General features: G+C 34.9%; 12 protein-coding genes. 5 read left to right on the forward strand and 7 right to left on the reverse strand.

All coding sequences use genetic code 11. The annotated features are described in order from the left end of the window. Positions 1 to 21: 21 nt before the first annotated feature. Positions 22 to 2,115 (forward strand): phosphate acetyltransferase, encoded by a 2,094-nt coding sequence (pta, locus tag P278_RS05315; protein ID WP_038263452.1) that lies wholly within the window; start codon positions 22 to 24, stop codon positions 2,113 to 2,115. A 13-nt stretch (positions 2,116 to 2,128) separates the two neighbouring features. Continuing rightward, positions 2,129 to 3,319: an acetate/propionate family kinase gene (locus tag P278_RS05320; protein ID WP_038263455.1), complete on the forward strand. Its 1,191-nt coding sequence runs from the start codon at positions 2,129 to 2,131 to the stop codon at positions 3,317 to 3,319. 44 nt (positions 3,320 to 3,363) lie between these two features. Here P278_RS05320 and P278_RS05325 read toward each other — a convergent pair whose 3' ends face one another. Both P278_RS05325 and fumC read right to left on the reverse strand, forming a co-directional pair. After that, positions 3,364 to 3,789, reverse strand: coding sequence for an META domain-containing protein (locus P278_RS05325; protein ID WP_038263457.1), 426 nt, complete (start codon positions 3,787 to 3,789; stop codon positions 3,364 to 3,366). A gap of 579 nt (positions 3,790 to 4,368) precedes the next feature. Next, the gene (gene fumC / locus P278_RS05330) at positions 4,369 to 5,766 is read right to left on the reverse strand and encodes a class II fumarate hydratase (protein ID WP_038263460.1); all 1,398 of its coding nucleotides are present in this window, start codon (positions 5,764 to 5,766) and stop codon (positions 4,369 to 4,371) included. A gap of 178 nt (positions 5,767 to 5,944) precedes the next feature. Between fumC and P278_RS16655 the strand changes: the two genes are divergently transcribed. Beyond that, positions 5,945 to 6,118, forward strand: a complete 174-nt coding sequence (locus P278_RS16655; protein ID WP_038263462.1) for a hypothetical protein — start codon at positions 5,945 to 5,947, stop codon at positions 6,116 to 6,118. Between the two features lie 82 nt (positions 6,119 to 6,200). On the opposite strand, the gene P278_RS05340 is transcribed toward P278_RS16655, so the two are convergent. The 3 genes from P278_RS05340 to prfB form a co-directional block, all read right to left on the reverse strand. Beyond that, positions 6,201 to 8,702 carry an outer membrane beta-barrel family protein gene (locus P278_RS05340; protein ID WP_038263465.1) on the reverse strand — a complete coding sequence of 834 codons (2,502 nt, stop codon included), beginning with the start codon at positions 8,700 to 8,702 and terminating at the stop codon, positions 6,201 to 6,203. Positions 8,703 to 8,830: 128 nt separating this feature from the next. Then, the gene (arsC, locus tag P278_RS05345; RefSeq protein WP_038263468.1) at positions 8,831 to 9,172 is read right to left on the reverse strand and encodes an arsenate reductase (glutaredoxin); all 342 of its coding nucleotides are present in this window, start codon (positions 9,170 to 9,172) and stop codon (positions 8,831 to 8,833) included. 20 nt (positions 9,173 to 9,192) lie between these two features. Continuing rightward, on the reverse strand, positions 9,193 to 10,287 hold the full coding sequence (gene prfB, locus P278_RS05350) for a peptide chain release factor 2 (RefSeq protein WP_051413426.1): 1,095 nt from the start codon (positions 10,285 to 10,287) through the stop codon (positions 9,193 to 9,195). Positions 10,288 to 10,379: 92 nt separating this feature from the next. Between prfB and P278_RS05355 the strand changes: the two genes are divergently transcribed. Next, the gene (locus P278_RS05355; protein ID WP_038263471.1) at positions 10,380 to 12,779 is read left to right on the forward strand and encodes a zinc-dependent metalloprotease; all 2,400 of its coding nucleotides are present in this window, start codon (positions 10,380 to 10,382) and stop codon (positions 12,777 to 12,779) included. An 18-nt stretch (positions 12,780 to 12,797) separates the two neighbouring features. Continuing rightward, entirely contained in the window at positions 12,798 to 13,838 is a 1,041-nt protein-coding gene (locus P278_RS05360) for a threonine aldolase family protein (protein WP_038263474.1), read from the forward strand. 35 nt (positions 13,839 to 13,873) lie between these two features. On the opposite strand, the gene P278_RS05365 is transcribed toward P278_RS05360, so the two are convergent. Continuing rightward, the gene (locus P278_RS05365) at positions 13,874 to 14,203 is read right to left on the reverse strand and encodes a YegP family protein (RefSeq protein ID WP_038263478.1); all 330 of its coding nucleotides are present in this window, start codon (positions 14,201 to 14,203) and stop codon (positions 13,874 to 13,876) included. Positions 14,204 to 14,250: 47 nt separating this feature from the next. Continuing rightward, positions 14,251 to 14,574 carry a YbaB/EbfC family nucleoid-associated protein gene (locus tag P278_RS05370; protein WP_038263481.1) on the reverse strand — a complete coding sequence of 108 codons (324 nt, stop codon included), beginning with the start codon at positions 14,572 to 14,574 and terminating at the stop codon, positions 14,251 to 14,253. Positions 14,575 to 14,617: the final 43 nt, after the last annotated feature.

The following is a 14,617-nucleotide window of genomic DNA, read 5'->3' on the forward strand; positions in this document are numbered from 1 at the left end:
ACCACTCATAATACGTATGCTATGAATAAAGGATTATATATTGCTACACTCGAGGCTAATAGTGGAAAGTCACTTATTGCATTGGGGCTTATGCAAACGCTTTTAGCTAAAACTCCTAGAGTTGGTTATTTCAGACCAATTATTAATGATCCAAAAGATCAAAATAAAGATAATCACATCGATACTGTTTTATCATTTTTTAATGTTGAAATACCATATGAAAAAACTTATGCTTATACAGTTAGTGAGGTTGTCCAAAAAAGAAACGAAGGTAAGACTGGTGAAGTATTAGATAACATCATTCAAAAATATAAAGAAGTAGAAGAAAACTTTGATTTTGTTTTGGTGGAAGGTTCTGATTTTTCAGGGGAAACCAGTGTTTTTGAATTTGATGTTAATGTACATATAGCCAAAAACCTTGGTATTCCCGTAATTATTATAGGAAGTGGAGTTAATAAGACAAAGGAAGAGCTTCTTGGGAGTTTGCAATTGGCCTATAATACATTTGTAAATAAAGATGTTAAAGTAATTGGAGTAGTAGGGAACAAAATCCAGGAAAATAATTTAGAAATCGTAAATGAAGGTATAAAATCCTTTTTAACCGATGACGTAGATGTTTTTACCATTCCAATGCAAGAAATGTTAGCAAACCCTACGATGAAAGAAATCGTAGAAGAATTGGATGGAGAAGTGTTATTTGGGGGAGACCTTTTGGATAACCAAACGGGTAGTTTTGGGGTAGGAGCAATGCAATTGAGAAATTATTTAAATCACCTTAAAGAAAATAGTCTGGTAATTACTCCGGGAGACAGAGCAGATATCATTTTGGGAGCCTTACAAGCGAATATATCAGCTAATTATCCCAGGGTATCCGGTATTATCTTAACTGGTGGTATTACTCCTGAGGATACCATTTTACGATTAATTGATGGTGTTTCTCAAGTAGTTCCAATCATTTCAGTCAAAGGAGGAACTTTCCAGGTTACGAACCAAATAGGTAATATTAAATCTAATATTTATGCAGATAGTATACCAAAAATAAATGCTTCTATCAGTGCATTTGAAAAGTATGTGAATGTTGATGGGTTAATGGAAAAGATAACGGATTTTGAAAATACAGGAATCACTCCTCGAATGTTTCAATATAGTTTGATTCGAAAAGCTCAAAAGGAAAGAAAACATATAGTATTACCAGAGGGTATAGATGAAAGAGTACTAAAAGCAGCCTTTAGACTCTCTACCTTAGACTTGGTAGACTTGACGCTTTTAGGAGATGAAGACAAGATTAAAGAAAAAGCCACTGAATTAGGACTTCCGATTGATTTTAAAAAAGTGCATTTAATTAATCCTCCCAAGTCCAAATATTTTGATGATTATGTAAAAACATTTTATGAGCTTCGTAAGCATAAAAATGTGAATATGGATATTGCTCGAGATTGCCTGACTGATGTTTCTTATTTTGGAACCATGATGATTTATAAAGGTCATGCTGATGGCATGGTGTCAGGGGCAATGCATACAACTCAGCACACGATACGTCCGGCTTTACAGTTTATTAAAACTAAACCAGGTGTTTCCTTGGTTTCTTCTATATTTTTTATGTGTTTAGAAGATCGGGTTGCCGTATTTGGAGATTGTGCAATTAATCCGAACCCTTCAGCTAAAGACTTGTCAGAAATAGCCATATCATCTGCAGAAAGCAGTATCAATTTTGGTATTGAACCTAAAATTGCAATGCTGTCATATTCTTCCGGAACATCTGGGAAAGGAGAAGATGTTGACCGAGTTCGTGAAGCTACAGAAATGGTTAAAAATCAGCGTCCGGATTTAAAAATAGAAGGACCTATTCAATACGATGCAGCGGTAGACATTACAATCGGGAAAAGTAAATTGCCAGAATCTGAAGTGGCGGGTCAGGCAAGTGTTCTAATATTTCCTGACTTGAACACTGGTAATAACACCTATAAAGCTGTACAAAGGGAAACAGGAGCCTTGGCTATCGGACCGATGCTTCAAGGTTTAAACAAGCCAGTTAATGACTTAAGCAGAGGCTGTACAGTTGATGATATATTTAATACAGTAATTATTACAGCCATTCAAGCACAAGGAATTTAAATCTATAGATGGAATGAAAAATATTTTAGTGATAAACTCGGGGAGCTCATCCATTAAATTTCAATTATTTAAAATGCCTGAAGCTAAAGTTGATGCATCAGGCTTAGTAGAAAGGATTGGATTAGATGATGCAACTATTCATTATAAAACATCAAAACTTAATCTTCAGGAAAAAATAGCTATTCCTGACCATAAAACGGGTTTAAAAGAAGTAGCTAAACTACTAATGGACCCTGAAGACGGTGTTATATCAGATGCTAAGGATATTGATATTGTAGGACATCGGGTTGTTCATGGAGGGGCATCATTTTCTGATACTATTTTAATAGACAATATCGTAAAAAAGAAAATTAAAGATCTATTTAATTTAGCTCCTTTGCATAACCCTCATAATTATACGGGTATTGATGTAGCAGAAAATATATTTCCCTATGCCAAACAGGTAGGGGTTTTTGATACAGCATTCCATCAAACCATCCCTGAAAGGGCTTATAAGTATGCTATTCCTAATGAGTTTCTTGAAAAAAACCGGATACGTTTATATGGGTTTCACGGTACAAGTCATAAATATGTGTATACCAAAACCGTAGAATACCTGGCTAAACCTTTACCTAAGGTAATAACAGTACATTTAGGAAATGGGTGTAGTATTACAGCTATTCATGAAGGTAAAAGTGTAGATCATTCTTTAGGTTTTGGCCCTGTGAACGGATTAATAATGGGTACACGAAGTGGAGACATTGATCAATCGGTTATATTTTATATGATTGATAAACTAGGATATACTCCTGCTCAGGTCAGTGAATTGCTCCATAAAAAGAGTGGTATGTTAGGGCTAACGGGATATAGTGACTTAAGAAATATTGAAGAGGAAGCATCCAAAGGTAATACAGACTGTTTGTTAGCATTAGAAATGAACGCCTATAGAATAAAGAAATATATCGGATCTTATATTGCGGCAATGAATGGGATAGATGCTTTGGTCTTTACTGCTGGGATAGGAGAAAATAGTAGCACTTTAAGACGTATGGTTTGCTCAGAATTGGATTATTTGGGTATACAAATAGATCCAGATAAAAATAACATTCGATCAAAAGATATTCGTCTCATCAGTCATGAAGATGCAAGGGTTGATGTTCTGGTGGTTCCAACTAATGAAGAATTAGAAATTGCCAGGCAGGCATATGGCTTATTAAAAAACTAAACAAAAAAGCTCAGTTTAAACTGAGCTTTTTTGTTTGAAATAAACTATTGCTTTTTGAAACGCATTAGTTCGATATCATCCATATAGAAACTGAGGGTTTCATTCATTACTTTATAGCTTTCTATTTTTGAAAACAGTTTTGTGAATGCTTGCTCTCCACCACCTTCACAGAATCTCATGGTTGCTATAGGATCGTTGATGGAAATTTTATTTCCTTCAATGGTAATTTTACTGCTATAGGCATTACAACTGGTACTACCTCCAATACTGTTTTCTTCTAAATTGAAAATTAAAGTGGGTCTTTCTTTTGGGAATAAGCCTTCAAAAGAAATTCTCGGACCTGTTAAATAAACCAATTCCCAGGTGGCACCTTCTAACTTATCAATATCCTTAGAGATACTATTTTTAGAACTTTTACAAGAAACTGCCGTAAATAAAATGAGCGTGCAAATAAAAATCTGATTTTTCATATGTGTGTGTATTAATTACGTTTTAAATGCTTTAAGATAATGTTATTATTAATTTTTAATTGTGTAATGTCTTTGTAATTGAGTTAACCGTTCTTTCTTTTACTACAGGTCCGTAATCTTAATTATAAGCATCATCATTTTTAAAGACTTCCCTGTTTGCAGTTAGTTCCTCTGAGGCAATTGATATCCTGCAAGAATCTTGTCTCCTTTGACCATACCATTAATTATGCCATAACGGTATTCTTTTTCAAAGAATTAATATGATAAACTTCCAATTGTTTTATTGTTAGTTATTTGAACGGAAAGATTTATAACATATTTTGATTTGTAAACATATATCACTCCATGTCTTGTCTATTAATAGCTATTTAGGTGAGCTCTGAAGTAGTTTCTTCAATAGTATTATGCCTCAAAATGGTATGATAAGAAAACATAGAAACAGTAAGAATATAAATATAATAGATTGTATTATGCAATACCTGCAAAGTTCATTGTTTTCTAATTCAATCCATTTTAAAAATCCCTTAGGAACAAAAAAAGCATCCTTTAAGGATGCCTTTTTATGTTGTTAGATATACCTTATTTTAAGGATCCAACCATATCTTCTGGTTTAACCCATTCATCAAATTCTTTTTCTGTAAGGTAACCTAAACTAACAGCAGCCTGTTTAAGAGTGGTTCCATCTTCATGTGCCTTTTGAGCTATTTCTGCAGCTTTATAATAACCAATTTTAGTGTTAAGCGCCGTTACCAACATTAAACTATTGTCTAAAAGTTGTTTGATACGCCCATGATTAGGTTCTATTCCCTGAGCACAATGTAAATCAAAGCTTACACATGCATCACCTATCAGGCGAGCAGATTGCAATAAATTAGCGGCCATCATAGGCTTAAAAACATTAAGCTCATAATGACCCTGGGTTCCACCAACGCTTATGGCTACATCATTACCCATAACCTGTGCACATACCATGGTTAAAGCTTCACATTGAGTCGGGTTTACCTTTCCTGGCATTATTGAACTACCTGGTTCATTTGCAGGAATTATGATTTCACCAATACCACTTCGAGGTCCAGAGGCCATAAGTCTAATGTCATTAGCTATTTTATTAAGTGATACGGCCAATTGTTTGAGAGCCCCATGAGTTTCAACAAATGCATCATGAGCTGCCAGGGCTTCAAATTTATTCAGTGCAGATTGAAATGGCAATTCTGTGAATTTGGCAATGTATTCGGCAACCTTTACCGCATATCCATTAGGGGTGTTTAAACCTGTCCCAACTGCAGTACCACCAAGTGCTAATTCAGATAAGTGATCTAAGGTATTATTCAAAGCCTTCAGGCCATGATCTAACTGAGAAACGTATCCGGAGAATTCCTGTCCAAGAGTAAGAGGAGTGGCATCCATCAAATGGGTTCTACCTATTTTAACTACATTGTTAAACTCTTTGGACTTTTTCGCTAAAGTATCTCTTAATTGTTTAACACCAGGAATGGTTTGTTCTACCACCATTTTATATGCAGCAATGTGCATGCCTGTAGGGAAAGTATCATTTGAAGATTGTGATTTATTTACATCATCGTTAGGTTGTAATGCTTTTTCACCTTCTCCAATTTTTTTACCAGCTAATTGATGAGCACGGTTTGCTACAACCTCATTCACATTCATGTTACTTTGAGTTCCACTTCCGGTTTGCCAAATTACCAAAGGGAATTGATCGTCATGCTTGCCTTCTAAGATTTCGTCACATGCTTTTGCAATTAAGTCTCTCTTATCTTCAGGTAAAACGCCCAATTCACAATTTGTATAGGCGGCAGCCTTTTTAAGATAAGCGAAGCCATATACAACTTCCAGAGGCATAGATGCAGGAGCTCCAATCTTAAAATTATTTCTCGAACGTTCCGTTTGAGCACCCCATAGTTTGTCAGCAGGTACTTTAACTTCGCCCATCGTATCTTTTTCTATTCTATATTCCATATAAATGCGTGTATTGTTTTTCTGTAGGACAAATTTAAGCTTTTCGTATTATTTCAGGAATATTCATTGCATCAGATTTAAAATATGTAACATAAAAACAAAAGGATTTTTTAAAATTTATGGGGAAATAAAGAATTGTGTGTATCTTTGAAGCGAATTCAGAAAATTTCCGGAAATTATGTTCGAATTTGATCAGTATCTAGGCTTTTTAGCGTTCTTAACCATTTTAACAATTGGTTTCTGGTTAATGATCTTTTTATTGACTTTTGTTATTCCTTATTGGGTAGGAGGAGCAATTATGGAGATGATTAAAGAAAAGAGAGAAGCTAAAAAAGCTGCACAGAACAGTTAAAAACAAAAAAGAAGCTCATGAGCTTCTTTTTTTATTTAGAAAAAGAAAGACTACCATTTGGTAGTCTTTCTTTTTGGTTCTGTTAGCCTTCGAAGTCCATATCTTCTCCGCCACCGTTTCTATTATTTCCACCGCCTCGGCCATTTCTTTCCTTAGGTTGATTGAATCTGTATATAAAAGAAATATTGAATTGTCTTTCTCTCCATTGGAATTCACTTTCTGAGGTAAATCTTAGATTACCATTAGCGTCATAAGACTCAGTGAATGATTGTCTCTTACGACTGTTTAATAAATCTCTGACATTGAAGCTGATGGTCGCATTATCGTTCAATATGTCTTTACTGAAGGCAAGGTCTAATGAAAACATTCCTTCCGATTTAGTCTGTGAGTTTTCTCTAGGTCCCATGTAAAAAGCATTTGTTTGCCAGTCTATCTTTCCAGGTAGGGTTACTTTTGAACTAAATCTGGCAAACCAACTTGAACTTTTTGTTCCATAATCGATTCCATTAAATTCGCCATCAGAATCAAAATGGAAATAATTAAAACTACCGTTAAACCGCAACTTTCTTGATGGATTATACATCAAACTACCTTCAAAACCTACCCGTTGATTAGTAGCCAGGTTAATTGGGATAGAGCGGATGATTTCAATACCATCAGAGGTCGTTTCTCCTGTTTCTTCCTGAATACGTTCAAAAGCGTTGGTTTCACGTTGATAGTACACAGATGTGTTAAAAGTGATTTTTTCCCATCTTTTAAGGTAGCCTACATCAAAGGCATTGGCATACGCCGGATCTAAATCAGGATTACCTTGAAAAACATTCGTTCTACTAGATCTGGAAGGGAAAGGATTAATAAACCATCCTCTCGGTCTGTTAATTCTTCTGTTATAACCAATAGAGATGTTTTCATACTCATTCAATTCATAAATAAGGTTTACCGTAGGGAATAGGCCCAAATAATTCTTATCGAAATTAGCCTCTACATTAATACCTGGAATATTGTCTACAGGTGTGCCATCTAATGTTTTTACCTTACCAATTAACTGGGTGTTTTCAAGTCTTAAGCCTAATAGAAAAGAAAACTTTCCAAATTTATTACCATATTGAGTATAAAGTGCATGTACGTTTTCTGTATAATCAAAAATATTAGACAGATCATTATTGGTAATGTATTCATTAGAATTACGATCTAGCGTGTCTAATCTGTATTCATTTTGCTCTTTTTCAAAATCTCCACGGTATCCAGCTTCAAACTGCGCCTCTCCCATAGGAAGGACATAATCAGCTTGAATTAGGTAATCTTTTTGAGTTTCTATCTCATAAATATTTTCAGAGGCAATAAGTGAGTTGTTTGGATATGTAGCATTCTCAATAATATTTGAAAGAACGTCTTCATCATCAAAGGAATACTGTAGATCTGCTGTAAGTTGATGACCTTCATCATTAAACTTATTAATATAACTTAATGATACCTGATAATTGGTGTCATCCTCATTCTCCTCTTCCTTTCTATTGGTGCGACTATCTACGACAGAATTAATAAATCGTTCCGTTTTATTTTCTGTAACATCTTGTTCGTCTGATAATCTGGTAAAGAAGCTACCAGTAATAGAAGATTGATCATTAATGAAGTATTCCATACCTATGTTCATGTTAAACCCCTTATCTTTCCTGGACATATCCCGATCTTCTATAATTCTGTCAAATTTACCATCCTCGTAACGGTTGTCAAAAAAACCATTGCCAGGTGGTTCTCTATAAAAATACCCCAGGGTATTGAAGATATTAAACTTATCGGTTCTATAGTTGAAGTTAGTAGTGATCTGGCTACTATTTGGATATCCCATAGTTAAATTAGCTGACCCGTTAACACCTAAAGTTTTTTCCTTTTTCAGAACAATGTTCAATATACCTGCTGTTCCTTCAGCATCATATCTTGCAGATGGACTGGTAATAACTTCTACTTTCTCAATGGCATCTGCCGGAAGCTGACGTAAAGCCTCAGTGCTACCAAAACCGGCCATGGCAGAAGGCTTACCATTAATTAGGATTCTAACATTTTCGTTTCCTCTTAAACTAATAGCTCCGTCAATATCAACAGTAACTGACGGTACATTATTCAGTGCCTCACTTACGGTACCACCACTTGTGGTAAGATCTTTTCCGATATTATAAATCTTCTTATCTAACCTAACCTCTACAGTAGTACGTTCGCTAACAACTTCTACGGCTTCAAGCTGGGCTACATCTAACGATAGTTTAATAACTCCTAAGTCTTTATTTTTGGTTAAATTTTGATTTTTAATTTCATAGGTGCCATATGAGATGAATTCAACACGAATGTTATAAACACCGGAATTTGCTTCGACATTAAATTTACCCTCGGCATCGGTAATTCCACCAGTTACATTATTGGGGTTTTTTACACTCTGTAAAACAATGGTGGCATATTCCAAGGGTTCGTTAGTGTCAGCATCTATAACTTGTCCCGTTAAACGAATTTTCTTTGCAATTGGAGATTGTGCCTCGGCAGTAAATAGGCCAATGATAATGACACAAAAAGCAAATAATTTAAATTTCATAGTAGTTTTTTTGATTTAGCTTATTTCGATTACTAAATCCATTGACCCTAAAAACGGCTACGGGTTTAATTGATTTTGGTTAAAAGATTGTTAAATAAAAAAGCCCGGTGTTAATACCGGGCATGTTTTTATAAAATAGATTTTATGTTTTCAGGAGGTCTTCCAATGATAGCCTTATTGTCTTTAATAACAATTGGCCTTTCAATTAACTTTGGATGTTCAAGCATGATATCAATAATCTCATCATCAGAAAGTAATTTACCTTTAAAGTTTTCTTTCCAGATAGATTCATTTTTACGAATTAATTGTTCTGGTTTAATATCAAGGCAATTCAGAACCTGTCTGAGTTCTTTTTCAGTTGGAACATCTTCCAGATACTTAATAATTTCAAAGGTTTCTCCGGATGCTTCCAGTATTTGAAGCCCCTCTCTGGATTTTCTACACCTTGGATTGTGATATATTTTAATCATAATTACTTTTACTTTTCAGATTATTCTTGTTTCTGTCCCATCATCATCAGATAGGATTTTAAAAATTCGTCAATAGCGCCATTCATTACACCATCAACATCGGCAGTTTCGTGACTAGAACGAACATCTTTTACTAATTTATAAGGATGCATAACATAATTACGAATTTGAGACCCCCATTCAATTTTCATTTTACCTGCTTCAATTTCATCTCGCATCGCTTGTCTTTTCTTTAATTCAATTTCATACAATTGAGATTTCAATAATTGCATTGCCTTAGTCTTGTTATCCAGCTGTGATCTGGTCTCTGAGTTTTCTATAATAATTCCAGTTGGATGGTGGCGAAGTCGAACAGCTGTTTCAACTTTGTTAACATTTTGCCCACCAGCTCCACTTGCTCTCATGGTTTCAAAGGTAATATCGCCTGGGTTTATATCTACTTCAATAGAATCATCTACTAATGGATACACATAAACAGAGGCAAATGATGTATGTCTTTTGGCATTGCTGTCAAATGGAGAGATTCGTACCAATCTGTGAACTCCGTTTTCACCTTTAAGCCATCCAAAAGCGTATTCACCGTCAATTTCTATAGTTACTGTTTTAATTCCGGCGACATCGCCATCCTGATAATTCAGTTCACGTGTCTTAAACCCATGATTTTCAGCCCACATTAAATACATTCTCATCAACATGCTGGCCCAATCACAACTTTCGGTTCCTCCGGCACCTGCCGTTATCTGTAAAATAGCACTCATGCTATCACCTTCGTCCGATAACATGTTTTTAAACTCTAATTCTTCAACCAGAGTTTTGGTAATTTCATATTGATTTTGAACATCTTCTTCTGAAGCTTCATTTTCCTTATAAAACTCATATAGAACCTCTAAATCACCAATGTGAGTTCTGCTTTTATTATAATCATCAACCCATTTCTTTTTTGATCTAAGCTGTTGCATGAATTTTTCAGCTTCTTTTGGGTTATTCCAGAAATCAGGGTCTAATGTTTTTTCTTCATCATTAGCAATTTCAATTAGCTTTGCGTCAATTTCTAAATATTTTTTTAGAGCATCCAGACGCGTAGAGAGTTCTTTAATCTGATCTGAGTTTACCATTAATTTTAATTATGTTAAGCAAAAATACTATTTAACGAAGGGAATAAAAACAATTATACATAAATTTAGCCAATACTCTTATTAGCAAAATTATGTATAAAAAATTTGTTCTAGCCGCCTTAATTTTCATTAACTATACGAATGCTCAGTTTCTAGAAAAGAAAAATGATTTAGAAAAACAGGAAGGTTTCTTTAACATTTACTACCAGCCAAGTGAAGATAAAATATTTTTAGAAGTAGATAAGCTGGAGGAAGAGTTCCTTTACGTGAATTCATTGAGTAGTGGAGTAGGAAGTAATGATTTGGGATTGGATAGAGGGCAGTTAGGAGGCGAACAAGTAGTTTTGTTTAAGAAAGCAGGTAACAAACTTTTATTAATACAACCGAATTTAAAATACCGTGCTAATTCTGATAATGATTTAGAAGTAAAGTCTGTAGAACAGGCTTTTGCTAAATCTGTTTTATTTGGTTTTGAAATAAAAGAACATGAAGGCAAAAGTTATATTATTGATTTTACTCCTTTTTTATTAAGGGATGCTCATGGTGTTGCGAAGAAGTTAAAAGATAACGATCAGGGAACCTACAAATTAGATTTAAGTAAGAGTGCGCTCTATATGGCCAGAACGAAGGCTTTTGTTGAAAATAATGAATTTGAGGCCATGCTCACTTTTAATGGAGAGGCTAAAGGGAATTATATTAGATCAGTATCACCAAATTCAGATTTTGTAACAGTTGTTCAGCATCACTCGTTTATTAAATTACCTGATAATCAATACAAACCAAGAGTATTTGATCCAAGAAGTGGTTCGTTTTCAATTTCTTACATGGATTATGCAACACCCGTATTTGAACCAATTCAAAAGAGATATATTACCAGGCATCGATTGGAAAAAAAGAATCCTGAATTACCAATGAGTGAACCGATAGAGCCTATAATATATTATTTGGATAATGGAACACCTGAACCCATTAGATCGGCTTTGCTTGATGGTGCAAGTTGGTGGAATCAGGCATTCGAGGCAATTGGTTTTAAAAATGCATTTCAGGTAAAAGTGTTACCTGAGGACGCCGATCCCATGGATGTAAGGTATAATGTAATTCAATGGGTTCATAGGTCAACAAGAGGCTGGAGCTATGGCGCCAGTGTGAAAGATCCCAGAACCGGAGAAATTATAAAAGGTCATGTGAGTTTGGGTAGCCTTAGAATCCGGCAGGATTTTTTAATTGCTCAAGCCCTTATGAATAAACCTTTTGAAAAAGATGACGACAATTATGAACCGATGTTAGCGTTAGCTTTAGCTAGAATCAGACAATTGGCTGCTCATGAGGTTGGACATACATTAGGGTTTGCTCATAATTTTGCGGCAAGTGCATTAGATAGGGCTTCAGTTATGGATTATCCACATCCGCAGTTTAGTGTTAAAGATGGTCATGTCGATTTTTCTAAAGCATATGAAACCGGGATAGGTGAATGGGATAAAGTAACTGTTGCCTATTCTTACAGTATGTTTTCAGATTCAATTAATGAAAATAAAGCTTTGAGTAAAATATTAAGGAATGCTTTTGAAGAAGGACATCAGTTTATTTCAGATAACGATGCAAGAGCAAAAGGAGGAGCTCATCCAAATGCTCATTTATGGGATAATGGGCCTAGCGCAGCAGAAGAATTGAAGAATGTATTAGCGGTTAGGCAAGCGGCCATTGAAAATTTTACAAGTGATAATATTCGAACTGGTGAACCCTTCACTGTTTTGGAGGATGTTTTTGTTCCACTGTATTTTTTTCATAGATATCAGACAGAAGCGGTCATTAAAGTTATCGGTGGGGTAGATTATAATTATGCCGTAAAAGGAGGAAATCAAAAAGTAGTGGAAGAAGTTGATGTTGCAATTCAAAATGAAGCTTTAAAAGTGTTGTTACAAACTATTGATCCAAAAACATTAATGATTCCTGAAAATATTTTAAATCTTTTTCCGCCACGTGCATACGGATTTAATAGGAGTAGGGAATCTTTTAAAAGTCATAATGGTGTTACCTTCGATCCGATCGCCGCTGCAGAGACAGCAAGCGACTTTACTTTAAGTTTATTGTTCCATCCTGAAAGGGCAAATAGGCTTCTTCAGCAAGCTGCTTTGAATTCCAATCAATTGGGTTTAGAAGATTTAATAGATATTATACTCCAATCGACCATAGAGAATCCTTATCGTTCAGGTTACGAAGGTGAGGTTCAAAAAATAATTAATTATAATGTTGTTAAAAGTCTAATCAGGTTATCAGTGAATAAAAACACCTCTCCTGGCGTTAAAGCAACAACTGATTTTAAATTGAAAAGATTGAAGACTTGGTTGGAAAGAAGGAAAAAAGATAGTTTTGCATCATTCTTAGCTACAGAAATAAACATTTATTTTAAGGAACCGCAAAAGTATCAGTTGTTTCAAACACCAAAAATACCAGATGGTTCCCCAATTGGAGTAGATTGTTTAATGAATTAAAAACTTTAGAATAAGAAAATGGAAGTAAATTTAATTAGTGATACCATAACAAAACCAACTAAAGCCATGTTGGAAGCCATGATGAGTGCTGAAGTTGGTGATGATGTTTTTAAGCAGGATGCAACCGTAAATGCTCTTGAAAACAAATTGACTGAAATGTTTCAGATGGAAGCTGCTTTGTTTTTTCCAAGTGGAACCATGGCTAACCAAACCGCAATAAAGCTGCATACCCAGCCATCAGATCAGTTAATTTGTGATAAAGACGCTCATATTTATAATTATGAAGGGGGAGGAGTGAGTTTTAATAGCGGAGTGTCATGTAAATTAATAGATGGTACGCGAGGTACTTTTACTGCGGCTCAAGCGGCGAGCTATATAAATCCACCTGATTTCTATCACAGTCCTTTAACAAAGTTGATTTGTACTGAAAATACAGCAAATAGAGGAGGGGGTACGTGTTGGGATTTCAATGAATTAATGAAATTAAAGGATGTATGTGAGCAACATCAGCTGGCATATCACCTTGATGGCGCAAGGCTGTGGAATGCGTTGGTTGCTAAAAATGAATCTCCCGAGCAGTATGGACTTTTATTTGACACTATTTCTGTATGCTTAAGCAAAGGATTGGGATGCCCGGTAGGGTCTGTTCTCCTGGGTTCAAAGGAACATATTGACAAAGCCTTGCGAATTCGAAAAGTATTCGGAGGAGGGATGCGTCAGGCAGGGTATTTAGCTGCTGCCGGTATGTATGCTTTAGACCATCATATTAGTCGTTTAGCAGAAGATCATAAAAAGGCATTGGAAATAAGAGATGCCTTAGAAGATAGACCATTTGTCAAGAAGGTTGAACCCGTAGAGACTAACATTGTTATTTTTTATTTACAGGATGATATAGATGAAGTTCATTTTATGAATGAACTCATGAAGAATAATATTAAGATAATTAGTATGGGTATGGGAAAACTCAGAATGGTAACACATTTAGACTACACGGATCCAATGCATGAATATCTCCTAAAGACCTTGAAAATTTTGAAAATAAAAAAGGCTGCTATTTAGCAGCTTTTTTTATTAGGGAAACCATGTTTGTTTAATTATTCAGTTTTGTCTTCAACCCCTGCGCTACTGGCATTAGTTTTAACAGACTCTATTCCATTTTCCATTCCAGCTTCGGAAGCGTACATTTGGCTACTACCAATAATTTGACCGTTTCCAGCTTTTAAGTTAAAATGAAACTTTCCGTTAGATGCAGTTTTACGTTCATATTTACTGTCATCTTCAGCATTTTCTTTAATTGAATTAATGCCATTAGAAGCTCCTGATTTACTCTCGTATCCTTGACTTGACAGGATTACCTGGCCGTTCTTAGCTTTCAGGTTAAAATAGAATTTGTCATTTTTTTCGCTTTGAAAAAGTTCAAACATGATGATTTTTTTTTATGATTAGTCTGTCATAAATATAACTAAAATCTTTATTTAAAAAAATCCATTCCTGGAATATTAGGCATGCCATCTTTTGCTACCGCTCCTAATTCGGCCTCATTTACTTTAGTTGCTTTTTCAATAGCTTTGTTGATAGTTAGCACCAGATAATCCTCAAGTTGTTCTTTGTCAGTAAGTAGACTGTCATCAATATCGATTGATTTAATCTCCCTATTGGCCGTTAAAGACACTTTAAGCAATTCGTCGGAACTTGATTCATCTACTATTACAGAATCCAACCGCTTCTTTGTTTCTTCAATTTTTTTCTGGGTTTCTTTTAGTTTACCCATCATACCCATAAGATCTCCAAACATAATTTTATAATTTTTATAAGTTTAAGCTCACGCAAAAATACTA

The sequence above is a fragment of the Zhouia amylolytica AD3 genome, from assembly GCF_000511935.2.
Classification (GTDB): Bacteria; Bacteroidota; Bacteroidia; order Flavobacteriales; family Flavobacteriaceae; genus Zhouia; species Zhouia amylolytica.

Excerpts from the sequence above, each read along its gene's own strand:
- P278_RS05320 (WP_038263455.1), top strand. The coding sequence starts at position 2,129 with ATGAAAAATATTTTAGTGATAAACTCGGGGAGCTCATCCATTAAATTT.
- arsC (WP_038263468.1), bottom strand. The coding sequence starts at position 9,172 with ATGATTAAAATATATCACAATCCAAGGTGTAGAAAATCCAGAGAGGGG.
- fumC (WP_038263460.1), bottom strand. The coding sequence starts at position 5,766 with ATGGAATATAGAATAGAAAAAGATACGATGGGCGAAGTTAAAGTACCT.
- pta (WP_038263452.1), top strand. The coding sequence starts at position 22 with ATGAATAAAGGATTATATATTGCTACACTCGAGGCTAATAGTGGAAAG.
- P278_RS05340 (WP_038263465.1), bottom strand. The coding sequence starts at position 8,702 with ATGAAATTTAAATTATTTGCTTTTTGTGTCATTATCATTGGCCTATTT.
- prfB (WP_051413426.1), bottom strand. The coding sequence starts at position 10,287 with ATGGTAAACTCAGATCAGATTAAAGAACTCTCTACGCGTCTGGATGCT.
- P278_RS05365 (WP_038263478.1), bottom strand. The coding sequence starts at position 14,203 with ATGTTTGAACTTTTTCAAAGCGAAAAAAATGACAAATTCTATTTTAAC.
- P278_RS16655 (WP_038263462.1), top strand. The coding sequence starts at position 5,945 with ATGTTCGAATTTGATCAGTATCTAGGCTTTTTAGCGTTCTTAACCATT.
- P278_RS05325 (WP_038263457.1), bottom strand. The coding sequence starts at position 3,789 with ATGAAAAATCAGATTTTTATTTGCACGCTCATTTTATTTACGGCAGTT.
- P278_RS05360 (WP_038263474.1), top strand. The coding sequence starts at position 12,798 with ATGGAAGTAAATTTAATTAGTGATACCATAACAAAACCAACTAAAGCC.
- P278_RS05355 (WP_038263471.1), top strand. The coding sequence starts at position 10,380 with ATGTATAAAAAATTTGTTCTAGCCGCCTTAATTTTCATTAACTATACG.
- P278_RS05370 (WP_038263481.1), bottom strand. The coding sequence starts at position 14,574 with ATGTTTGGAGATCTTATGGGTATGATGGGTAAACTAAAAGAAACCCAG.